This is a genomic window from Bacillus haynesii (assembly GCF_001969855.1).
In the GTDB taxonomy this organism is placed as follows: domain Bacteria; phylum Bacillota; class Bacilli; order Bacillales; family Bacillaceae; genus Bacillus; species Bacillus haynesii.
In genome coordinates this window covers 77527-100435 of record NZ_MRBL01000003.1, presented here as the reverse complement: position 1 = coordinate 100435, position 22909 = coordinate 77527, and the positions used below count along the sequence as shown (strand labels likewise).

At 46.2% G+C, this 22909-nt stretch carries 25 protein-coding genes and 1 tRNA gene; 11 read left to right on the top strand and 15 right to left on the bottom strand.

What is annotated here, in order from left to right; all coding sequences use genetic code 11:
* Positions 1-35: 35 nt before the first annotated feature.
* On the top strand, positions 36-560 hold the full coding sequence (locus BTA31_RS02580) for an NAD(P)H-dependent oxidoreductase (protein WP_076789016.1): 525 nt from the start codon (positions 36-38) through the stop codon (positions 558-560).
* Positions 561-611: 51 nt separating this feature from the next.
* On the opposite strand, the gene BTA31_RS02575 is transcribed toward BTA31_RS02580, so the two are convergent.
* The gene (locus BTA31_RS02575; protein ID WP_043928448.1) at positions 612-944 is read right to left on the bottom strand and encodes a winged helix-turn-helix transcriptional regulator; all 333 of its coding nucleotides are present in this window, start codon (positions 942-944) and stop codon (positions 612-614) included.
* Between the two features lie 173 nt (positions 945-1117).
* On the opposite strand from BTA31_RS02575, the gene BTA31_RS02570 reads away from it, so the two are divergent.
* From BTA31_RS02570 to BTA31_RS02560, 3 genes are all read left to right on the top strand, one after another.
* On the top strand, positions 1118-2212 hold the full coding sequence (locus tag BTA31_RS02570; RefSeq protein ID WP_076788775.1) for an NADH-dependent flavin oxidoreductase: 1095 nt from the start codon (positions 1118-1120) through the stop codon (positions 2210-2212).
* Between the two features lie 352 nt (positions 2213-2564).
* On the top strand, positions 2565-4013 hold the full coding sequence (locus BTA31_RS02565) for a glycoside hydrolase family 68 protein (RefSeq protein WP_043928445.1): 1449 nt from the start codon (positions 2565-2567) through the stop codon (positions 4011-4013).
* A 76-nt stretch (positions 4014-4089) separates the two neighbouring features.
* Positions 4090-5637, top strand: coding sequence for a glycoside hydrolase family 32 protein (locus tag BTA31_RS02560; RefSeq protein WP_076788774.1), 1548 nt, complete (start codon positions 4090-4092; stop codon positions 5635-5637).
* Positions 5638-5702: 65 nt separating this feature from the next.
* Here BTA31_RS02560 and BTA31_RS22940 read toward each other — a convergent pair whose 3' ends face one another.
* Both BTA31_RS22940 and BTA31_RS02555 read right to left on the bottom strand, forming a co-directional pair.
* Positions 5703-5855, bottom strand: coding sequence for a hypothetical protein (locus BTA31_RS22940; RefSeq protein WP_167370603.1), 153 nt, complete (start codon positions 5853-5855; stop codon positions 5703-5705).
* Between the two features lie 127 nt (positions 5856-5982).
* Positions 5983-6058 (bottom strand) — tRNA-Arg (locus tag BTA31_RS02555).
* Positions 6059-6510: 452 nt separating this feature from the next.
* Here BTA31_RS02555 and clpP point away from each other — a divergent pair.
* Positions 6511-7107 (top strand): ATP-dependent Clp endopeptidase proteolytic subunit ClpP, encoded by a 597-nt coding sequence (gene clpP / locus BTA31_RS02545; RefSeq protein ID WP_003185550.1) that lies wholly within the window; start codon positions 6511-6513, stop codon positions 7105-7107.
* 65 nt (positions 7108-7172) lie between these two features.
* On the opposite strand, the gene BTA31_RS02540 is transcribed toward clpP, so the two are convergent.
* Positions 7173-7763, bottom strand: coding sequence for an LOG family protein (locus BTA31_RS02540; RefSeq protein WP_076788772.1), 591 nt, complete (start codon positions 7761-7763; stop codon positions 7173-7175).
* 111 nt (positions 7764-7874) lie between these two features.
* On the opposite strand from BTA31_RS02540, the gene BTA31_RS02535 reads away from it, so the two are divergent.
* Together BTA31_RS02535 and BTA31_RS02530 are read left to right on the top strand one after the other, a co-directional pair.
* On the top strand, positions 7875-8207 hold the full coding sequence (locus BTA31_RS02535; protein WP_043928440.1) for a MazG nucleotide pyrophosphohydrolase domain-containing protein: 333 nt from the start codon (positions 7875-7877) through the stop codon (positions 8205-8207).
* Positions 8197-9174: an HD domain-containing protein gene (locus BTA31_RS02530; RefSeq protein WP_076788771.1), complete on the top strand. Its 978-nt coding sequence runs from the start codon at positions 8197-8199 to the stop codon at positions 9172-9174. The genes BTA31_RS02535 and BTA31_RS02530 overlap by 11 nt, the downstream gene beginning before the upstream one ends.
* A 50-nt stretch (positions 9175-9224) precedes the next feature.
* Here BTA31_RS02530 and BTA31_RS02525 read toward each other — a convergent pair whose 3' ends face one another.
* Both BTA31_RS02525 and BTA31_RS02520 read right to left on the bottom strand, forming a co-directional pair.
* The gene (locus BTA31_RS02525; RefSeq protein WP_076788770.1) at positions 9225-10844 is read right to left on the bottom strand and encodes a SulP family inorganic anion transporter; all 1620 of its coding nucleotides are present in this window, start codon (positions 10842-10844) and stop codon (positions 9225-9227) included.
* Positions 10845-10866: 22 nt separating this feature from the next.
* A complete protein-coding gene (locus BTA31_RS02520; RefSeq protein ID WP_043928998.1) occupies positions 10867-11457 on the bottom strand; it encodes a beta-class carbonic anhydrase in 591 nt (196 codons plus the stop codon).
* 398 nt (positions 11458-11855) lie between these two features.
* Between BTA31_RS02520 and BTA31_RS02515 the strand changes: the two genes are divergently transcribed.
* Positions 11856-12827 carry a 2-hydroxyacid dehydrogenase gene (locus tag BTA31_RS02515; protein ID WP_076788769.1) on the top strand — a complete coding sequence of 324 codons (972 nt, stop codon included), beginning with the start codon at positions 11856-11858 and terminating at the stop codon, positions 12825-12827.
* A 10-nt stretch (positions 12828-12837) separates the two neighbouring features.
* On the opposite strand, the gene BTA31_RS02510 is transcribed toward BTA31_RS02515, so the two are convergent.
* Entirely contained in the window at positions 12838-13443 is a 606-nt protein-coding gene (locus BTA31_RS02510; protein WP_076788768.1) for a flavin reductase family protein, read from the bottom strand.
* Between the two features lie 87 nt (positions 13444-13530).
* On the opposite strand from BTA31_RS02510, the gene BTA31_RS02505 reads away from it, so the two are divergent.
* The 3 genes from BTA31_RS02505 (at position 13531) to BTA31_RS02495 (ending at position 15219) form a co-directional block, all read left to right on the top strand.
* Entirely contained in the window at positions 13531-14226 is a 696-nt protein-coding gene (locus BTA31_RS02505; protein ID WP_076788767.1) for an ArsR/SmtB family transcription factor, read from the top strand.
* 257 nt (positions 14227-14483) lie between these two features.
* Positions 14484-14939: a ribonuclease gene (locus tag BTA31_RS02500; RefSeq protein WP_076788766.1), complete on the top strand. Its 456-nt coding sequence runs from the start codon at positions 14484-14486 to the stop codon at positions 14937-14939.
* Positions 14940-14943: 4 nt separating this feature from the next.
* Entirely contained in the window at positions 14944-15219 is a 276-nt protein-coding gene (locus tag BTA31_RS02495; RefSeq protein ID WP_043928992.1) for a barstar family protein, read from the top strand.
* Between the two features lie 64 nt (positions 15220-15283).
* Here the strand turns inward: BTA31_RS02495 and BTA31_RS02490 are convergent, their stop codons facing one another.
* From BTA31_RS02490 to BTA31_RS02450, 8 genes are all read right to left on the bottom strand, one after another.
* On the bottom strand, positions 15284-16042 hold the full coding sequence (locus tag BTA31_RS02490) for an arylamine N-acetyltransferase (protein WP_043926630.1): 759 nt from the start codon (positions 16040-16042) through the stop codon (positions 15284-15286).
* Between the two features lie 45 nt (positions 16043-16087).
* Positions 16088-16357 (bottom strand): HPr family phosphocarrier protein, encoded by a 270-nt coding sequence (locus tag BTA31_RS02485; RefSeq protein ID WP_043926631.1) that lies wholly within the window; start codon positions 16355-16357, stop codon positions 16088-16090.
* Positions 16358-16374: 17 nt separating this feature from the next.
* Positions 16375-17325 carry a DNA-binding protein WhiA gene (gene whiA / locus BTA31_RS02480; RefSeq protein ID WP_020453058.1) on the bottom strand — a complete coding sequence of 317 codons (951 nt, stop codon included), beginning with the start codon at positions 17323-17325 and terminating at the stop codon, positions 16375-16377.
* A gap of 28 nt (positions 17326-17353) precedes the next feature.
* Positions 17354-18307: a gluconeogenesis factor YvcK family protein gene (locus BTA31_RS02475; protein WP_043926633.1), complete on the bottom strand. Its 954-nt coding sequence runs from the start codon at positions 18305-18307 to the stop codon at positions 17354-17356.
* A 1-nt stretch (position 18308) separates the two neighbouring features.
* On the bottom strand, positions 18309-19196 hold the full coding sequence (gene rapZ / locus BTA31_RS02470; protein WP_043926634.1) for an RNase adapter RapZ: 888 nt from the start codon (positions 19194-19196) through the stop codon (positions 18309-18311).
* A 21-nt stretch (positions 19197-19217) separates the two neighbouring features.
* A complete protein-coding gene (locus BTA31_RS02465; protein ID WP_043926635.1) occupies positions 19218-19682 on the bottom strand; it encodes an 8-oxo-dGTP diphosphatase in 465 nt (154 codons plus the stop codon).
* Positions 19683-20102: 420 nt separating this feature from the next.
* Complete coding sequence (gene trxB, locus BTA31_RS02455; RefSeq protein WP_043926636.1) at positions 20103-21053, bottom strand: thioredoxin-disulfide reductase; 951 nt, start codon at positions 21051-21053, stop codon at positions 20103-20105.
* 166 nt (positions 21054-21219) lie between these two features.
* Positions 21220-22680 (bottom strand): tetratricopeptide repeat protein, encoded by a 1461-nt coding sequence (locus BTA31_RS02450; protein ID WP_043926637.1) that lies wholly within the window; start codon positions 22678-22680, stop codon positions 21220-21222.
* Positions 22681-22909: the final 229 nt, after the last annotated feature.

Sequence of the window (22909 nt, the reverse complement as noted above, 5' to 3'; positions counted from 1 at the left end):
TTAAGATGAATAAAATGGAAGAAGGAGATGAAAAAATGAAAGTATTGGTGCTCGCATTTCATCCGAATATGGAGCAGTCAGTCGTGAACAAAGCATTTGCAGACACATTGAAAGACGTACCCGGCATTACATTCCGCAACCTTTATCAGGAATATCCTGACGAAGCCATTGATGTGGAAAAAGAACAAAAACTCTGTGAAGAACACGATCGAATCGTCTTCCAGTTTCCTCTTTATTGGTACAGCTCGCCGCCGCTCTTAAAAAAATGGCTGGACCACGTTCTTCTCTACGGCTGGGCATACGGAACAAACGGCACAGCGCTTCGCGGCAAAGAATTCATGGTCGCGGTATCAGCAGGCGCTCCCGAAGAAGCCTATCAGGCCGGCGGATCGAATCACTATACGATCAGCGAACTGTTACGCCCTTTTCAGGCGACAAGCAATTTTATCAGCACAACCTATCTTCCGCCGTACGTGTTTTACGGGGCGGGTTCAACCGGCGAAAGCGAGCTCGCCGAAAGCGCGAAAACATACAGAGATCATCTTTTGAAATCATTTTAGATCGAAAAAAACCCGACTCTGAAAAGTCGGGTTTCGTTATTTCTTCGGCTATCATTCACGTTCATCCATCCACTTTTCCCCCCACGCAGCCATCTCTTTAAAGATGCTGTGGAACGCTTCACCTTTTTCTGTTAATGCATATTCGACAGTAACAGGAACCGTTGGGAACACCTTCCGGGAAATCATACCGCTTTCTTCAAGATGTCTTAATGTGTCAGTTAATCCTTTCGTGTTGACGTTTCCCAAGTTCCTTCTGAGCTCGTTGAATCGCCGCTTGCCCTGAATGAGTTCGGCGAGAACTAAAAATGACCATTTACCAGAGAAAATTTTCAATACATCCTGAATTAAAGAAGAGCATTCTTTATGATCGACAGCTGAATTCATAGCAATTCCTCCATTGCCTCATTCGCCAATTTTGACTTGATCCTACCATATGGACGCCAGAGCATTCAAGAGAACGATCTGACGGTTTATTTTTATAAAGCATATATAAAAAAATTGCGTTCTTGTGGAGCCTCCCGGTGGTTGCTATTGTTATATCAAAAAGGAGAAAAAACATGAAAAAACAATATGCTTCCTTATTCACCCCCTTTACTTTTAAAAACGGAATCCAATTGAAAAATAGGATCATCATGCCGCCAATGGGGCATTCATCCTCATTACCGGGAGGATCGATTTCCGATGACGAACTGGTCTATTATGCCGCGCGGACAACAGAAGTCGGGATGGTCATCACATCTGCGACAACCGTACAGCCCGGAACCGGATTTCCCGGCATCCCCGGAGCTGAGAACGATGATCAAATCCCAGGACTAACCCGGCTTGCAGCCACTTTAAAGAAACACGGAGCAAAAGCAATCCTGCAGCTGTTCCATTCCGGAGCCAAAGGTATAGAACGAACAGTCAGCGCAAGCGCTGTCGCTCCAAATCAACCGAATGCACCGGTGCCAAGGGCGCTGTCTGATCAAGAAATTCAAGACCTTATCTATTCTTTCGGCCAGGCGGCGCGAAGAGCGATCGAAGCCGGGTTTGACGGAGTCGAAATTCACGGCGCAAACGGGTTTCTCATCCATCAGTTCTTCTCCCCTTATTACAACCGGCGCAATGACAGCTGGGGCGGCACTTTAGAGAAACGAATGAGGTTTCCGCTTCAGATCATAGAAGAAATCAGACGTGTAGCGGAAAGCTGTCATAAGCCGTCCTTTATCATCGGCTACAAGTTTTCGCCCGAAGAGCCGGAAACACCTGGAATTACAATGGCTGAAACGTTGTCTTTCGTCAATGTACTGCTGGAACAAGCATTGGATTACCTGCACGTATCACTGGTTGATTTCCGGTCCTTGCCGCGCAGGGGTGCAGACAGATCCCGCACAAGGATGGAACTGATCAAAGAAGCAGTCCAAGACCGTCTCCCACTGATCGGAGCCGGGCAAGTACGCACACCGGAAGACGCCCTTCAAGCGCTGGAAACAGGAGCCGATCTCATCGGAATCGGCCGGGGTCTCCTAATAGATCCGGAGTGGCTACAAAAAGTTCAAGCCGGAAAAGAGGACGATATTCAAACAACCCTGTCAAGACATGACCAGCGGAAGCTCGCAATTCCAGATGCCTTTTGGGAAAATATACCGATGTATATTGATTTCAATGATTAAGATTCCACCCCTTTACACAGACTATAGATTCATATAAAAAAGGTGTCTTTCCGCTTAATATTGATGTCGATTGTATAAAAATGGATGAGAAAAGAGGAACTTAGACCAGTTGAGTCCCAGAGATGAGTATATTAGAATGATGGTAATTCAATATCGTCGGGATTGTTACTGTCTAAGCAGGCAAGACCTAAAATGTGTGAAGGGCGAAATCTATCTTTTGCCTATATGACCTTGCACATTTTAGGTCTTTTTTCTGTTCTTCAGGACAATGCCGCAGTTAGGAGGGATGATTGGAAACGTTCATGTTGTCAGGAGCAATCTATTAACATATTGAAAAAGGGAGGAAATATTAATGAACATCAAAAACATCGCTAAAAAAGCGTCAGCCTTAACCGTTGCAGCAGCTCTGCTTGCGGGAGCTGCGCCGCAAGCCTTTGCAAAAGAAACGCAAGATTACAAGAAGAGCTACGGATTTTCTCATATCACAAGACATGACATGCTGAAAATTCCCGAGCAGCAAAAGAGCGAACAATTTAAAGTTCCTCAATTCGATCCGAAAACCATCAAAAACATCCCTTCAGCAAAAGGGTATAACAAAAATGGAGAGCTGATCGATTTAGACGTATGGGACAGCTGGCCGCTGCAAAATGCCGATGGGACGGTTGCTACATACCACGGCTACAATCTTGTTTTCGCGCTGGCGGGCGATCCGAAAGACGTCGATGACACATCCATCTACTTGTTCTATCAAAAGAAAGGCGAAACTTCCATCGACAGCTGGAAAAACGCCGGCAGAGTGTTTAAAGACAGCGACAAATTCGCTCCTGACGATCCGTACCTTAAGTATCAAACACAAGAGTGGTCAGGTTCCGCCACGCTGACAAAAGACGGAAAAGTCCGACTGTTTTACACAGCTTTCTCCGGCACACAATACGGCAAGCAGACGCTGACAACAGCTCAAGTCAATTTCTCTCAGCCGGATTCGGACACGCTCAAAATTGACGGTGTAAAAGATCATAAATCGGTCTTTGACGGCGCCGACGGCACGGTGTACCAAAACGTACAGCAATTCATTGACGAAGGAAACTACAGCTCCGGCGACAACCATACGATGAGAGACCCGCATTATGTGGAAGACCACGGCCGCAAATATCTCGTATTTGAAGCCAATACGGGAACAAAAACCGGCTACCAGGGAGAAGATTCCCTATTCAACAGAACCTACTACGGCGGCAGCAAGAAGTTCTTTAAAAAAGAAAGCAGCAAGCTGCTGCAAGGAGCGAACAAAAAGAACGCTTCGTTGGCTAACGGCGCACTCGGAATCATCGAATTAAATAACGATTATACGTTGAAAAAAGTCATGAAGCCTTTGATCGCCTCCAATACGGTGACAGATGAAATCGAACGGGCCAATCTCTTCAAAATGAACGGAAAATGGTATCTGTTCACAGATTCAAGAGGATCAAAAATGACAATTGACGGCATCGGTGCAAAAGACATTTATATGCTCGGCTATGTATCAAATTCACTAACCGGGCCATTCAAACCTTTAAACAAATCCGGACTTGTTTTGCACATGGACCTGGATTACAATGACATCACATTTACTTATTCACACTTTGCCGTACCGCAGAAAAAAGGCGACGAAGTCGTCATCACGAGCTACATCACAAACAGAGGGATTTCGAACGAGCATCACGCCACATTTGCACCAAGCTTTTTGCTGAAGATCAAAGGATCGAAAACATCCGTAGTCAAAAACAGCATCCTTGAACAAGGACAATTAACGGTTAACAAATAAAACGAACGAAAGAAAATGCCGGTGAACATCGGCATTTTCTTTCGTGTATCATCTTAGAATAAAGCGGGGAATTTTCTTGAAGAAGACAGTATATAAGCGGATCAGCATTTTAACTGTTTGTCTTGGAATCTTCATCATGATATTGGCTTCAGCCCGGGAAACAGAAAAAAAGGGAGAATCCCCGGAAACACCGGAATATCGTGCAGCTTTCCATTTGACAACGCCTGACAAATGGAAAAACGATCCTCAAAAGCCCGTTTATTTCAATGGAGAATATCATTACTACTACCTCTATAACCGGGACTATCCGGACGGCAATGGAACAGAGTGGCGCCACGCTGTATCAGATGATCTCGTCCACTGGCAGGATCAAGGGGTTGCCATTCCGAAATATACGAATAAAAATGGCGATCCTTGGTCCGGTTCTGTCGTTGTCGACTCACAAAACACAGCCGGCTTCGGCAAAGGGGCGATCGTGGCGATTATGACGCAGCCATCGGCCAATGACGGGAAAGAAGAACAATTTTTATGGTACAGCCAAAATGGAGGAAAAACATTTAAACCTTACGGTGAAGAGCCGGTCTTGCCTAATCCGGACACCGTCGATTTCAGAGATCCGAAAGTGATCTGGGATGAACAGGATGATAAATGGGTGATGGCGCTGGCCGAAGGAACGAAAATCGGCTTTTACGAATCGCAAAATCTAAAGGAATGGCGTTATACAGGCAGTTTTCAAACAGAAAATATCGGCATCATCGAATGTCCGGATCTGTTCAGGATGCGGGCGGATGACGGAACATACAAATGGGTTCTCGGAGCGAGCGCCAACGGGAAAGGAACCGGCAAGCCGAATACTTATGCATACTGGACAGGCAGCTTCAACGGCAACGAATTTACGGCAGACGAAACAGAACCCCAGTGGCTTGATTACGGATTTGACTGGTATGCGGGCGTGACATTTGAAGACGGCGAAACGAACGATCCGTACGGGAAACGCTATGCTTTGGCGTGGATGAATAACTGGGATTATGCAAACCGGACGCCAACATGGAAAGACGGTTTTAACGGAACCGATTCGATCGTCCGGCAAATTCAGCTTAAACATCAAGGCGGAAATCAATACAGCCTCGCCTCTCAGCCGATCGGTCAATTGGATGAATTAACCGAATCGGCCGATGAGTTTGAGCGCATCGAAGTAAACGGATCAAAAACGCTTCAGATTAAGGGAAATACCTATCAGCTTGAGGCTGATATCTCGTGGGCCGATCTTAAAAATGCGGGATTCAGGCTCAGAGAATCTGCGGATCGGAAACGCCATATCGATGTGGGAATTTCGGCTGAAGGCGGATATTCTTTTGTAAATAGAGGGTTTACGGGACAGCCTGACAGCAGCCGCACCTATTTGGAAAGCAAAGCACCGTTTGATCCGGAAAAAAAGCGGGTGCATTTCACAATCATCGTAGATCAAAACACTGTCGAAGCATTTATTGATGACGGCGAAACGACGCACTCAAACCTTGCATTTCCCGACCTGAATGATACAGGCATCACACTCTTTACCGAAAATGGAACGGCCGTCTTTGAAAATCTTAAGATCAAACATATGCGTTCAATCCGCGATTAAACAACACCAGGCGGCCAAACAGCCGCCTTTTTTGTGAGAGCGCAAAAAAAGCGAGCCATTACAGCTCACTCCCCGTTTCGTTTCGGCACAACGGCAGACAACAAGATCCCCGCACCGAGGCCGATCAAAAGCCCCGGCGCCGGATGATCGAATAATATCCCGATCCCTAATCCAATCAACAGCCCTGATGGTATAAAATAATTGTGTTTTTTGTCCATTTAACCCCGCCCCTTCGTCTAGTCATTACGAGTGACTCCAATTGATATATGCTTCCGGTGAGTCAAATACGACTAAAGTGTTCACAAAAAAACAAGGGCGGCAAATGCCAAACCCTTGTCTTGAAAACGCGCTCGGAGGGATTCGAACCCCCGGCAGACGTGGTACCGGAAACCACCGCTCTATCCAGCTGAGCTACGAGCGCACAATATGATTTTTAACGTCAGCAATTCATATTATAAGGGCTGTTCTTTAAAAAGTCAATCACAATCTCTTGGTTGAAACGAAAAACCCGCATCATCATGAAGATCATCAGCCTGAGGAACCGCCATAAAAGAAATACGATCCGCTTCGATTTCTTCTTATGTTGGAGCTCTGAAGCAACAACAAGTCTCTGCTGATCTGTCAGGCTGCTCTTGTGCGCGTTCACATAACCTATAACCGGCTTCCTTCTTTCCTATAAAATAAAATGAAGGCCAGTGGACTTAGACTCGAATTTTCTATATACAGTTGATATTTTGTTTGAATGTCCTTTAAAATGGGAAAAATAAACCTCAGTATGTCTTTTGTATGAAGGTTGCTTTTTGTTTGACCTTTATTGACCAAAAATGTATGATTAAACTACATACTTACCTTTTAAGGTGAAGGAGGAGCATTATGAATTTAATACCTACAGTCATTGAACAGACGAACCGCGGGGAAAGAGCGTATGACATTTACTCACGCTTGTTGAAAGACCGTATCATTATGCTGGGATCAGCAATCGATGACAATGTTGCGAACTCCATCGTATCTCAGCTTCTATTCCTTGAAGCCGAAGATCCAGAAAAAGATATCAGCATCTATATCAACAGCCCTGGCGGCTCCATCACAGCCGGTATGGCGATTTATGACACCATGCAGTTTATTAAACCGCAAGTCTCTACGATTTGTACGGGAATGGCGGCATCTATGGGTGCGTTCCTTCTTGCAGCCGGTGAGAAAGGGAAGCGCTACGCTCTTCCAAACAGTGAAGTCATGATCCACCAGCCGCTTGGCGGAGCACAAGGTCAGGCGACTGAAATTGAAATCGCGGCGAAGCGCATTCTTTCATTGCGCGACAAGCTGAACAAAATCCTTGCAGAGCGCACTGGACAGCCGCTTGAAGTGATCGAGCGCGATACAGACCGCGACAACTTCAAAACGGCTGAAGAAGCAAAAGAATACGGCCTGATTGATAAAGTGCTCACACGCAATATCGACGCACAGAAGTAAACAGCCAAAAAGCTGCCGGTGACTCCGGCAGCTTTTTTTATGCTCCAAATGTGTTTTCCCATTTGCTATATGTAAAGGTTTCTATAATCCTTCCACTTTTTCTCGAGGACAGGATAGCGATAATCATTCATGTTCCCGATCAATTCCGCAGGGCTTGCCGAAGCATGAATCAGCTGAAGGTGCGAATCGTTCGAAAAGCCTTCTTGAACGCTGTATTCGAGCATTTTAAGAAGGGGTTCAAAATAGCCGTTCACATTGTAAAGTCCGATCGGCTTTTGGTGAATGCCGATCTGCGCCCAGCAAAGCACTTCAAACAGCTCTTCAAACGTGCCGAAGCCTCCGGGCATCGCGATAAAGCCGTCAGCTAATTCACTCATTTTCGCTTTGCGCTCATGCATGCCGCTCACTTCGATCAGTTCCGTCAACTGCTGATGAACGATTTCCCCTGTAAAAAGGCCCTTCGGCATAACGCCGACGACTTCTCCGCCGTTTTCCAATACGGTATCCGCAATCACGCCCATCAATCCCATTCTCGATCCGCCGTAAACAAGGCGAAGCCCCTTCTCGGCAATATAAACGCCAAGCTCTGCAGCTTTCTTCTTGTACTCCGGGTCCGCCCCCATATTTGATCCTGAATATACGCATACCGTTTTCACTTTCGCTCACTCCAACTCCATATATTGATAAAACCAATTAACATTGTACTATATATTGTTTGTTCCGTGTGCGATAATATAATTGAATTTCTAAATGGGAGTGTATGACTCATGACAATCACAGATGCGGAGCAATGGACAAAGGCATTTTACCGGAAAAGGGGATGGAGCGAATACGGACCTTTCATCCGGATGGGATTTTTAATGGAAGAGGCTGGTGAACTGGCGAGAGCGGTCAGAGCATACGAAATCGGAAGGGACCGTCCTGACGAAGCAAAACAGCCGGCCGCTGATCTGAAAAAAGACCTGATCGAAGAAATGGGCGATGTGATGGGGAATTTGATCATGCTTGCCGGCATATACGATGTTTCATTGGAAGACATGATGGATGCCCACCGTTGCAAACTGACGGAACGATTTGCAGGAGAGCATCATGAAGATTAATGACCGCCTTTACGGGGAGGCAGATTTGGAGCCTGTGCTGACAGACCTCATTCATTCAAAAGCCGTTCAGCGTCTGAAAGGGATTCATCAGGGCGGGGCTTGCTTTCTCGTCAATCCCGCATGGAACATCAGCCGCTGCGAACACAGCATCGGGGTTATGCTTTTGATTCGCAGGCTTGGCGGAAGCCTCGACGAGCAAATTGCAGGATTGCTTCACGATGTTTCCCATACGGCATTTTCCCATGTGGCTGATGATGTATTTAACATGGAAAACGAAGATTACCATGAACAGATGTTTCGCCAATGGGTCAAACAATCTGATATCCCCGGGATTTTGCATACATACGGATTCAAAGATGAAGACATCTTATATGACGAGCAAAAATGGACGCTGCTGGAGCAGCCGGCTCCTTCTTTATGCGCGGATCGCATTGATTACACGCTTCGCGACTCTTTAGCCTATGGATTTGGCGATCAAGAAGAGATTGGAAGATTTTTAGAAACGGGACTGACCGTTGTTGAAGGCGAAATTTGCTGCACTTCGGCGGAGCATGCCGAATGGTTCGCCAGTCTTTACTATCAAGAGGTGATTGACTTCTTTATGAATCCCCTCAATGTATATGCGCTCTGTACGCTCAGTAAAATGCTGAAAGAGGCGCTTGATATGCGAATCATCACGGGACGCGATTTTTTCAAAACCGATACGGAACTGCTTGCGATGCTAAAGCAAAAAGCGCGCTTCGGGGAAACGCTGGAAAAACTCAGCACAGCGAGCCAGCGCGTTAAACAAGGAGATGAAGGTGATTTTACTTTTCATCAAACATTAAAGGTGAGATGGATCGATCCAAAAGTCGCCGTTAACGGAAGAAAAGTCCCCGCCTCCACACTTTCAAAGGACGTCCTTCTGATGAAAGAAACGGCAATAGCCACGATGAAAAAAGGCACATTTGTAAAAGCTTCCGAATAAAAGCAACCGCCTGCTTCGGTCCGGCCGGAACAGGCGGTTTTCTTCGTCGGTTATGTCACATCAAATATTTGTTCAGGCCTGTCGACAAAATGCTTTTTGCCGATTTTATGAAACAGTCCTGTTTTATGAAGAAGCTCACGCGGCTGCTGTTGAAGTCCGACGATCATCACTTTGCCGTTTTGCTGGTGGACACGGTTGACGATCGTCATCAGGCTGCCTTCTGCGGAAGAATCCATGTAGTCTACTTTGTTCATAAGCAGGATGAGGAGTTTTGGCGGGTGGCCTTTGTCCAAAATTGAATCCTCCAATGAATTCGATGAGCCGAAAAACAGCGGGCCTTCAACCGAATAGATACTGACAGAGCGGTGAAAATGCTTTTCTTCCGCTGTAGCAGCCGACTGAACGATCGATTCAGACACATCCTTTTTAATGCGGAACGATTTGCTCATTCTGGCGATAAAGGTGATGATCGCCAGCAGGATCCCGGCCGCCACCCCAAACACAAGGTCCTGCCAAACCGTTAAAAGAAATGTGACGATAAGCACGGCCGAATCTGAATTCTTAATTTTCAAAATATTTATGAACTCTTTCCGCTCACTCATATTCCAAGCGACCACCATCAAAATCGGCGACATGCTTGCAAGCGGGATAAGGGAAGCGTATGGTGCAAACAAAAGCAGGACCAATAAAACAAACACGCCATGTACGATACCTGAAATCGGAGAAGCAGCCCCCGTTTTAATATTGGTCGCCGTACGGGCAATCGCACCTGTCGCAGGAATTCCGCCGAACAGCGGTGCGGCAATGTTCGCAACCCCCTGGCCGACAAGCTCTTTATTGCTGTCATGCCTTGTCCCCTTCATATTGTCTGCCACCATCGCGGAAAGCAGCGATTCGATTCCGCCGAGCATTGCAATCGCAAGAGCGGGAGGCAGCAGGTAAATGATTTTTTCCAATGACAATTCAGGAAATTGAAAGCTCGGCAAGCTGCGCGGAATTTCGCCGTAAGCTGAGCCGATCGTCACCACCTGTTCAGGAAACAGCATCGTGGCCATGACCGTCGATACAAGCAAGCCTGCGAGCGCTCCCGGCACTTTCGGCAGAATCTTTGGCGTAAACAGCACAAAGAAAAGCGATACGACAGCCGTCAAAATGCTGTAAAAGCTGAGCGTATTCAGGTTGATGACAACCTCTCTCATATTCATATAAAAACTCTCATGCTTCTCAACATTTCTCAAGCCTAAAAACTTGGCGATTTCTCCGGTGAAAATAATCACCGCGATTCCGGCCGTAAACCCGATGATCACCGGCCGCGGAATAAACTTGATGATCTTGCCGAGTTTTAGCAGCCCTAATATAACCAGAATCACTCCGGCCATAAAACCGGCAATCAGCAGATTCTCAAATCCGTATTGGAGCACAATAGCGAACAGGATCGGGACAAAGGCGCCTGTCGGCCCGCCAATCTGGTATTTCGACCCGCCGAGAAGCGAAATCAAAATACCGGCGACAATCACTGTGTAAAGACCGTGTTCCGGTTTCACTCCTGAGGCTATGGCAAAAGCCATGCCAAGCGGAATCGCGACGACTCCAACGACCATTCCTGCTACAATATCTTTTTGAAACCGCTTAAGGCTGTATCCTTCAAATCTGCCTGAAAAACGTAACATTCAATCTATCCTCCCCATTTGATCATCCCATTTCCGAAAGCGAAACGTCTTCACGTGAATAACCATCTTCCACCACATCCAAACGGCCGGTCTTTGGATCAATCACCAATCCGTGCACCGGAACATCTGAAGGCATCAGCGGATGATTCCGAACCATGTTCACGCTGTGGCTGACGCTGTCTTCAACGCTGTCAAAGCCCGTCATCCATGTGTCCAAATCGATGCCTGAATGCTGCAGGAGTTCGAGACAGCCTTCATCGACACCCCTCTGTTTGGCCTTTTGAAGGATAGATGAAGCGTCCAGGCTTGCCATTCCGCACTCATGGTGGCCGATCACACAGACTTCTTCAGCCTGCAGCTCATAGACAGCCACAAGAATGCTGCGCATGACGCTTCCAAAAGGGTGAGAAACAACGGCCCCCGCATTCTTAATGATTTTTGCGTCTCCATTTCTTAATCCCATTGCATGATGGAGCAGTTCTAATAAACGCGTGTCCATGCATGTCAAAATCACAAGTTTTTTCTCAGGGAATTTTGTCGTTTCGTAAAACTCGTATCCCTTTTCCTCTACAAAAGACTGATTGTGCTTCAAAATGGAAGTTAAAATCGCCATTTTTCTCTCACTCCTTTTCATAGTCATATGACCTTGATATTGTTACAGCCGAATTATAGCACATGGATTTCCGATTTGGATTCGAATCAAAAAATTCACTAAAAATGTACTGAATATTTCAAAAAGTCTAATTTTATATCTTTCTAAAATAATAAAATCTACACTGTTCTTCACCTATAAAAAAGTAACTGGAAGCAAAATGGAATATCAAATATTTGGATTTATAGTTATAAAAATGCATTAAAATAAATTAAAAAACTGAAATAAGATTCTATGATTTTCTAAACAACGATAATTGAGCTGATAGTCCTGCGTTTACCCGGAACAATCTTTGATTTTTATAGAAACCGTTTTTCATCTATAATAGAAGCAGATGTTTACGCGGAAGGAGAATACAGATGAAACCGTTTGTATATGTCACAAAACCGGTCCCAAAAGAAATCGAAGAAATGCTCGCCGAACATTGCACATATGAAATTTGGACTTCGCGCGAGCGTATTCCCAGATCGACCCTGCTCGAAAAAATCAAGGAAGCGGACGGCCTTTTGACCTCAGGAACAAAAATTGACCGTGAATTATTATGCAATGCACCGAAGTTAAAAATCGTCAGCAACAACTCCGTCGGCTATGACAACTTTGACATTGAAGCAATGAAAGAAAAATCGGTCATCGGCACTCACACGCCATACATTCTTGACGACACAGTCGCAGACCTCGCTTTCGGTCTGATCCTTTCCTCAGCTCGGCGAATCGCCGAGCTCGACCGCTACGTCCGCGATGGAAAATGGACCAAATCAGAGGATGATGAAAGCTTGTTCGGATGCGATGTCCATCACCAAACGCTCGGCATCATCGGAATGGGACGAATCGGCGAACAAGTCGCCAAACGGGCGGTTTTGGGTTTTGATATGGAAGTGCTCTATTACAGCCGCAGCCGCAAACCCGATACAGAGAAAAAAACCGGCGCGGTTTATACGGGCTTCGATGAATTGTTGGAACGCTCGGATTTCATTGTTCTGATCACACCGCTCACAGATGAGACATACCGCCTCATCGGCGAAGCTGAATTCAAAAAAATGAAACCGTCGTCCATTTTCATCAACATCTCCCGCGGCCAAACCGTTGACGAACAAGCGTTGATTCAAGCGCTGAAAGAAGGGTGGATTAAAGGAGCCGGACTGGATGTATTTGAAAAGGAGCCGATTGAAAAAGACAATCCGCTCCTAAGCCTTTCCAATGTGACCCTCGTTCCCCACATAGGCTCATCCACCCTTGTCACACACGTCAACATGCTGAAAAGCGCCGTCCAAAACCTGATTGACGGCCTTCAGGGCAGACAGCCAAAGAATATAGTCAAAGAACTGAGATAACGCGCATTCTTTACATTCGGGCGCGGAATGTTCTGCCGAGCTCGCGTCCTAAACCAAAATAGTGCCTGAAAAGATAAATTAAAGGCCCCCATTTTTGAGGATCGATATGGTGTTCCCCTTTTATAATCGCTTCATGTGCATGCACATGAAGCACTTTTGTTTCAATGACGGCAAAATACGGGGAATGTTCCGGAAGGCGGATATTGACGGCTTCCGCTTCAATTTGAAGCGGACAATCGGCGACTCTGTCAGGTTTCACCGCCAGGGAATCCGCTGCCGTAAATCCGCCGGCTGCAAATTTTTCTTTAAGATATGTAAAGCCGAGCCGCTTTTTTTCTTCCGGAACGCATCGTTTGCCTGTATAGGCAGCCAGCCGTTCTACATTACTCCATAAAGATGAATCCGGTACATTGATGACGCATCCGGCTTGTCTCTCTAAATTTTCCAAAGCTTTACCGTCGATGCCGACGCCGAGTACGATCGAATCCCCGAGCGCCCAAGAAGATGATAGCGGGCTGAGATTCGTGGAACCGTCTTCGTTCAGTGTGCTGAGCAAAATGACGGGTGTTCCGTAGTATAAAATGCTTGGGTGAATAATTTTGCTGTTTTGATGCATATGCGTCTCCTCCTTTATGCTTTTATTGTAATTCTTCAATATTTCAATTAACATCGAAGTATCGATTACATTTTAGGAGGAAGTGTCATGAACGTGAATCCGAATATCGCCGAGGTCGCCAAGCTTGTCACCGATCCGTCACGGGCAGCAATTTTAACCGCATTGCTTGATGACCGGTTTTATACGGCTACCGAGCTGGCTGGTTATGCGGGAATCAAGCAGCAGACTGCAAGCTTTCATCTTTCCAAGCTGCTTGACGCCGAGATGCTGACATGCCGGAAGCAAGGACGCCACCGCTATTACCGGCTCAAAAATGGAAAGATTGCACAATCGCTGGAAACCCTGCTCAACATAGCGCCCCCTGCGGAAATTCGCTCTTTCCGGCAGTCAGCCGAAGATCGGGCGGTCAGAAAAGCACGGACATGCTATGATCACCTGGCTGGATCACTCGGCGTCACACTTGCGGAACGGCTCGTGGAGATGGGCGTGTTGAAAGAAGAAGAGACGGTTTTTACAGTGACTGAAGCAGGGGAAGTATTTTTGAAGGAGCTTGGCATCGATGTTGGGGAAGTCAAAAAGAAACGGCGCTCTTTTTGCCATAAATGCCTGGATTGGAGTGAAAGGCGGCATCACATTGCCGGCGCCTTAGGCTCCGCATTGCTTGATGCCTTTATCCGCATAGGCTGGATCGAGCGGCGCCCGCGCACACGGGCCGTTGCTGTCACGCCCGCCAGCGCAAAGGAACTTTACCGCCTATTTCATATTTCCATTGAAAAGAACTGACGAAAAACAGTCAGTTCTTTTTCTTTAGATCTTGACTAACATTCCGGGAGTCATATAGGAAATCGCGGCGATCCGTTCACGTCTTCGGCTTCATGGAAAATTTACAATCATATAATGATTTTTGAGCATGTTTTGAGGTACAATTCAAGATGATTGCATAGCAAATATGGAAACGAGGAAATGCGGCTGTTCAATCCCATGAAGGCACATTCTTCATGTTTATGCTATAAAGTCTAAAGACAGGGAGGACTTTATCCGTGAAAAAAATATTATCAACTCTTGCGCTTGGGATTGTTCTCGCGCTGGGCTTTCTGGCGGGGAACCTCTTTACAAGCTCAGCTGAAGGGCCGCAGGCAGAAAAAGGCGGCACCGTTCAGTCAAATGAAATCATCAATACGTTTGAAGGCGTTGCCGACTATATCGTGAAATACGGCAGGCTGCCTGACAACTTCATCACAAAAGCCGAGGCGGCAAAATTAGGCTGGGATCCGCAAAAAGGCAATCTGGCAGAAGTAGCGCCTGGAAAAAGCATCGGCGGCGATATCTTTCAAAACAGGGAAAAGCTGCTTCCAGATGCGTCCGGACGCGTCTGGAGAGAAGCCGACATCAACTATACATCGGGATTTCGGGGGTCAGACCGGATCGTCTATTCTAACGACAGACTGGTTTATAAAACGACTGACCACTATAAAACGTTTACGAGAATGAGATGATCAAATGAAACAAGTCATTTTATACGGAGAAAAGATCACAAGTGTATCCGATCTTCACAAAGCATTAAAAGAACAGCTGGAGCTTCCGGACTACTATGGCGAAAATCTTGATGCGCTATGGGATTGTCTGACCGGCTGGGTCAGCATGCCTTTGCTGATAGAGTGGAAGAATGTCGAGAAAAGCCGGAATTACTTGGGCGATCAAGCCGAAGCATATTTGCAGCTTTTTCGCGAAGCAGAAGAAACACTTAACGGCTTTCAGCTGAAAACAGAAGAATGAAACAGAAAACGAGCGGGCGCTACAGACAGCGTCCGCTATTTTAATTGATGCGTACAGCGGTTCTTCAGTCAAAAAATGCTTGAACGAAAATCGTTTGGAAATCTCCGGCGTTCACATCTTCTTTCGTCAAATCGCTCCCGGTCTGCTTTGTGAAGTGATCTTTCGACAAAATTAACTTTCCGTCCTTTGTCAGCTTGGAAGCGAGCGGATTTTTATTAAAGGGCGACGCTTCCTCATCGAAAATTGCATCCCGCACGCACGTAAGTGCAGCTTCATCGATTGGCATCAGCGAAAATGCATAGCCGATCTGCCACCCCTCTCCCTTATCCATTTCAAGAAGGTAATCTCCTTTATCTGTCTTTGTTTTCCTGATGCGGTAAGCTCCTGTTTTTGAGGTAATGGGTTCACCTGAGAACGGAACGGGTGCAAGCGGCAGGTTGATACCGAATCCAGTATCCAGCAGATAGGTTTCATCACCTTCCCGCAGAATAACGGCGACATGCGTTCCCGTCAGCGCCCACTCCTGCTCTTTTGCATTAAAAACCGTCCCGCGGACCATGTGAACGGAAAAGCCGAGCTCTGTCAGCACATAGTAAAGAAAAGCGTTCAAATCATAGCATAAACCGCCCCTTTTATTGTTCAGCAAGGCTTCCGTCAGCTCTGTTTTCGTCATCGAAATCCGTTCGTTTCTTAAAACCGCGCCATTTTCAAAAGGAAACTGTAAAGCCAGCAGCGATAAAAACTCGGGCAAGTCAGCAAATGTCACCTGCTGACCGGGCTTGTATCCGATCCTTTTAAACAGCGAATCGAGCATCGTCGTCATCGGTTATTCTCCTTCCACTTTGAATCGATGAGAAAAAGCCAAACCTCATAAAGGTTTAGCTTTTTTCTCTTGAACATATGCAGTCAGTGCATCAAGGGCATCTTGTTCATCGGATCCGTCAGCGATCAGCGTGACTTCCGATCCGGAGCTGACAGCAAGGCTCATCAGACCCATGATGCTTTTGGCATTCACTTTTTTATCTCCCTTTTCCAGAAAAATATCTGATTGAAAACGGTTGGCTTCTTGAACAAACAATGCCGCCGGACGCGCTTGAAGCCCCGTTTTTAAAAGAACTTCCACTTTTTGTTGAACCATACGATCTCCCCCATTCCCTATTTTAAAGAGACAGATTGTCCTGAACGCAGCTGCTCAGCTATTTCATCCAGTTTCCTAAGTCGGTGGTTGATGCCCGATTTGCTGATTTTTCCGCTCGACACCATTTCCCCGAGTTCCTTTAAGGTTACTTCCTGATAATCAATGCGGAGCTGGGCGATTTCCCTCAGCTTTTCTGGTAGCGCATCAAGCCCGATTCTTTCGTCGATCAGCTTAATGTTTTCCACCTGCCGCAGAGAAGCGCCGATCGTCTTGTTTAAATTAGCAGTCTCGCAATTGACGAGCCGGTTGACCGAGTTTCTCATATCGCGCACGATCCGGACGTCTTCAAAGCGGAGCAGCGAATTATGCGCGCCGATCACATTCAAAAACTCGGTGATTTTTTCGGCTTCCTTCAGATACGTGATGTATCCTTTTTTCCGCTCAAGCGTTTTGCTGTTTAAATGAAACTGATTCATGAGCCTGCACAATGAATCATTATGCTCTTTGTACAGCGAAAAAATTTCGAGGTGGTAAGAAGATGTCTCGGGATTGTTGACAGAACCCCCGGCTAAAAATGCCCCTCTCATATAAGACCGTTTGCAGCATCGTTTTTTGACTAAGTCTTCAGAGATGTTTCGGGCAATGACAAAGTTGTCTCCGAGTATTTTCAAGTCCTCAAGAATCAGCTTGGCATTTTCGATCAGGCGTACGATGTAGACATTGTTTTTTTTCAGTCTCATTTTCTTTCGAACGAGCAGTTCAACGGAAACATCGTATTGTTTCTTCAGCAATGTGTAAATTCTTCTGGCGATGGCCGCATTCTCGGTCTGGACGTCGAGAACCACTTTTCGGTTTGAGAAAGACAATGAACCGTTCATCCGAATGAGGGCAGAGAGCTCTGCTTTCGCACAGCAATCCTTTACTTCAAGGTTTGTAAGTTCTTTTTTCGTTTCCGATGCAAATGACATATTATAGACACCCCCATTCCAAGGCCTGCTATTCTTTTAACAAATCAACAAGTAGCGAAGCGACTTTATGTGTATCATGACGGATCACGCCATTCTCGTATGTCACAATCTGATCTTTGATGACCTCAAGCCCCATCGCAGACAGGTCATCAATGTTAAACTGGACGGGCTGTGCCTGCTCCTTCGCATAGCGTTCCCGAATGTCGTCCGGGATTTCCTCATTGTTGACAAGGATCGTATCGATAAACGGAACGCCCATATGCTGGTTAAGCGCTTTTACATGGTCGGCTGCACTGTAGTACAGCGTTTCTCCCGGCTGGGTCATCACATTGCAAATATAAACTTTTTTTGCCGGGGCGTTTAAGATCTCTTCCCTTATCTTCGGAACGAGAAGGTTCGGCAAGATGCTCGTATACAGGCTTCCGGGGCCGAGAATAATCAGGTCGGCGCCGCGGATCACGTCTATCGTTTCCGGAACGGGCTCAATTTTTTCAGGGGTTAAAAACACCCGTTTAATCCGCTTCCCGTAAGACGGAATCGTCGATTCCCCGGAAATGATCTGTCCGTCATCCATTTCCGCATGAAGGACAACGCTGGTATTGGCCGCGGGCAGTACCCTTCCCCTCACATTTAAAACTTTGCTCATTTCAGTGACGGCGTGAAAGAAATCACCGGTTATATTCGTCATCGCCGCCAAAATCAAATTCCCCAATGAATGGCCGATTAAATCGCCGCCTTTAGAGAAGCGGTGCTGGAACAGGTCTTCAACAAGCGGTTCGACATCAGACAGTGCAGCGAGCACATTTCTGATATCCCCCGGCGGGGGAATTTTAAGCTCATCGCGCAGCCTCCCCGAGCTTCCGCCGTCATCTGCGACCGTCACAATCGCCGTAATGTCAACCGGCTGTTGCTTCAATCCTCTGAGCAATACCGAAAGACCTGTTCCTCCGCCAAAGATTGCGATTTTTTTCTGATCTGCCATGCTATTTTCTGCTTTTCTTCTCGATGTCCCGGTGAGTAACATGAGTATAGTAATCCTTTTTAAAATAATCGGCAAGGTATTCAGCAAGCGTCACAGAACGATGCTGTCCGCCGGTGCAGCCAATCGCGATGACAAGCTGGCTTTTTCCTTCGCGCTTATATGACGGAAGCATAAAGCGTAGCAGCTCGGTCAGTTTTTCAAGAAACTTTTGCGTTTCGTTCCATTTCATCACATACGAAGATACTTCCTGGTCTTTCCCCGTCAGCGGCCTCATGCTGTCGATATAGTACGGATTCGGAAGAAACCTTACGTCAAACACTAGATCCGCATCGATCGGTAATCCGTATTTAAACCCGAATGACATCACATTCACCGTAAAGGTATGTCCGTGATCTGCCGCAAAATGCTGGACGATTTTTTCGCGCAGGTCTTTCGGTTTCATATCGGATGTATCATAAATGATTTGAGAGCGGCCTTTCAGCTCTTCAAGAAGCTCCCGTTCCGTTTGGATGCCCTCAAGCGGCAGGCCCGTTGTCGCAAGGGGATGGGACCTTCTTGTCTCTTTATATCTTGAAACGAGAGCCGAATCCTTGGCATCTAAAAATAAAATTCGCGGGGTAATCCAGGATGTTTCCCCAATTTCGTCAAGCGCTGCAATCAGGCTGTCAAAAAACTCGCGGCCGCGCAAATCCATAACAAGGGCGACTTTGCTCATTTTTGAACTTGATTCCTTCATCAGCTCCAAAAATTTCGGCAGCAAAGATGGCGGCAGATTATCGACACAGAAAAAACCGAGATCTTCAAAGCTTTGAATCGCCACTGTTTTTCCTGCTCCTGACATTCCGGTTATGATCACAAGCTGTATATCATGGCCTCCATTCGCGTTCATGCTTCTCTCCCCCTCTTATGTTTATTCGCCTTGCGGGTCGAGGCGATAGGACAGCAATTTAAAGTCGGGCGTATACGTAAAGGTGCCGTGAAGCAGTCCTTTGCCTTTCAGCATAAAATCAAGAATATGGACGTCGCCCGGCGCCATCGGCAAGCTCCCGACGTCCCCCGCCTGATGCCACTTGATGATGCCTTCTTCTGATTCTTCTACATGCTTACCTGTATAATGATCGGCGACGAATGTGAACATCATCCATTCAGATACGACCTGATCATTTTCCTTTATGATAAAGGTGAATATTCCTTTCAGCTGCGGGTTCAGCACATACAGGCCCGTCTCTTCGCGGTATTCCCTGATGACGGCGTCCCTGACGGTTTCCCCGCTTTCCATTTTGCCGCCGGGGGCTACCCACCAGCCTCGTCTGGGTTTTTGCAGCAACAGGACTTTATCACCTGAAGTCAGCACACAATTCGTCACTCTTTGCAAAGTCTGTCACCCATCCTTTTATTCCTTCAATTCTTTTTTCTATTATACCGTTTCCTGTCCCCGCTCACAATGAACATGCAGTTCCGCCGCGAAAATCGCCTTTTTCCGGGCTGTTTTAGGCTTTTTCCGGATGAATACTTAAAGAAACGGCTTTTTCAACGAATGGAAGCGCTTGCGGAAACCGTTCTTTTATTCTATTTTACAGCAAAAACGCCCATTTCAATATTGAAATTTGAACAACTTGTGAAATTTGTAAAAAATTCTCTTTATGGAAAAATAAAACAAAAAAAGGACACGGATAAGATCATCCGTGCCAATAAAATTCATTATAAAAGGGGGTCAATTACTATACCTATCATAACGAATAATTGTTTCACTGGTGTTACAGGGCGGTTAAATCATGATGACGATTAAAATGCATTATTTTACAGCCTTTTCTTTCTCTTTCAGCTCTTCGATATAGTGCTGAACGCTCTGTGCGGCAATGCTTCCGTCGCCTGTTGCCGTTACGATTTGGCGAAGGGTTTTCTCGCGGATGTCGCCCGCTGCAAAAATACCTTCGACTTTTGTTTCCATCCGTTCATTTGTCACGATGTAGCCCTCTTCATTTGTAATGCCAAGGTTTTTGAACGGCTCTGAAAGCGGCAGCATGCCGATGTAGATAAAGACACCGTCAGTCCGGAACTCTTCTTCCTCGCCCGTGACCGTATCGACCAGTGTTACTTTGCCGACCTTTCCGTCTTGTTCTTGAATTTCCTTGACCGTCTTGTTCCAGAGAAAGTCGACTTTTTCGTTGTCAAACGCGCGCGCCTGAAGGATGCTTTGCGCTCTCAGCTTATCGCGGCGGTGGACGATCGTTACTTTCGAAGCGAAACGGGTTAAGTACACGCCTTCTTCAACAGCGGAGTCTCCTCCTCCGACAACGACCAGCTCTTTGTTTTTAAAGAATGCGCCGTCACAAACCGCACAATAAGAAACACCGCGGCCGCCAAGCTCTTTTTCGCCAGGTACGCCGAGCTTCTTATATTCGGCGCCTGCTGTGATGATGACCGCGCGCGCTTTAAATTCTTTTGATCCCGCTTTGACGATCTTATAGTCTCCTTCATCGACGACTTCTTTAATATCGCCGTACGCATACTCAGCTCCGAACTTTTTCGCATGTTCAAACATTTTATTTGAAAGCTCGGGTCCCAGAATGCTTTCAAATCCCGGATAGTTTTCGACATCCTCCGTATTGGCCATCTGTCCGCCCGGAACGCCTCTTTCAACCATCAAAGTCGACAGGTTCGCCCTTGACGTATAAACAGCTGCCGTCATTCCCGCAGGACCTGCTCCTATAATAATGACGTCATACATTTTTTCTTCTGACACAATGTTCACTCCTTCATGAATCTTATGCTGGCAAGCAGTCCATTCCTGTTAAATAAGATTCCCTTCTTATATCTTCCTTACCCATATCCTATAAAATATCATGAATAATCGCTATTTTTTTGCTCACATAATAAAACAGGCTGAACATTGAAGTTCACACCTGTTTCTATAGATGTTCTTTTAATGTACGTTCATACTTTGAAAGCGTTCCGGGTGAAATCTGGAAAATTTTAGCGGTTTCAGCTTTTGTCAGGCGCTCCTGATGCTCCGTCTTCCAAATATAATAGATCGCCGCGGCAAGCCCGCCGGCATTTTTCAGTTGAAGGCCGTAAGCCCTGATCTGCTGAATGACATGGAAAATCCAAAAGCACATGGCCTCCTGCTCAATTGCTGACTGATCCGCTTGTTCAATTGCTTTTGCAGTCCTGTAAGCAAGAAGCGCGTCTTTTGAATCAACGGCTGCACCGCTTTCCCCGTAAAGCACAAGTCTGACAAACTGATCTTCAAACGGCGTTTTGGCCATCTGTGAATCAAGCACTGCTTTCAGCTGAGCTTTTTCGCCTTTTCTTCCGCTAATATAATATGCGGCAAGGCGCTCTTCAAGCGGACGCTGGACAGGTTTCTTTTCCTTCCGTTCTTTCCACGGCTCCATGCGGGCGTCATCCGGATACTCTTCCTGCATCTTTTTCCATACAGACCGGGCAAATTGAGCGCGGCCGGTGTAATAAGCCGAGCAGGCGAGCCAGTAATAAAAGGTCTCATCCCCTTCAAATCCCATGCGGTAGAGTGATTTCAGCCATTTAAACCCGAGATCGTATCTTCCGACGAGGGATAGCGTGGCACCGAGCTTATACCTTTGCTCAAACAGCATCGGATAAATATTGGAAAGCTGTTCGGAAAGCGCCTCGACCTTATCATCCCGTCGTTCATAGTGATAAAAAATGAGAAGATTGCAAAGCGCATGCAGGTTTCCATGGCTTTTTTCCAAGACCGTAAAAATCGTCGTTTTGGCTTTCTGAACATCCCCTGCATAAAAGTATGCCAGTGCAAGGTTGTTATAAGCCGACCAAAACTCAGGGTAATCGGAAATGATTTCTTCAAGCATTGCGATCGATTCCTGAAGCTGTCCATTTTCTAGCAGTGATTTGGCCCGATCCTGTTTCAATATCAGGTCGTCCTGATCGAACTGCGAATAGCCCTGATCTTCCTCTCCCATATCCAATAAATCAAGGAGCTCCGCATTTTCCTCGCTGAACTCGCCGTCCGGGTCTTCTTTTAAATAAGTCTCCGCTGCTTTATAGGCTTCGTGAAAAAGACCGAGGTGCGCATAGTTGTTCGCTTTAAAATAATAGCATTCAGTCATTTTTTCATTGATGTTCTTCAGGATAAAGTCCAAAAGTTCATTTGATTGCTGATAAAAGCCCATTTCCGTATAAATAACCGCAAGTTGGGACAGCATTCCCGTGTTTTCAGGTTCAAGAAAAATCGCTCTCTGAATGAGCTTGCTCGCGCGGGATAAATTTCGCTCTCTGTATGCTTTGAGCCCTTTATGATAAAAATATTGCCCATCTTGGAACAGTTGGACAATTCTCGAATCTTTATGATGTTCAGAAGTGTACTTTCCCACAGATACCCTCCATTTCAAACTATATACCGTGAGTAGTATAACATAGTTTCCAGCAGGCTTAACAGGCCAAAAACAAGTTTCGAGAAAATTCTCTTCATTTTCCACATATGGTTTTTTCACCATTTTATTCCGGACGTTTGGAGCACCGGATCGCATAGGGCTTTCAGAAGGCTCAAGGTACGTTTTATATCGGAAGTACGTTTTTCAATTTAACCCTCGCAAAAACTTT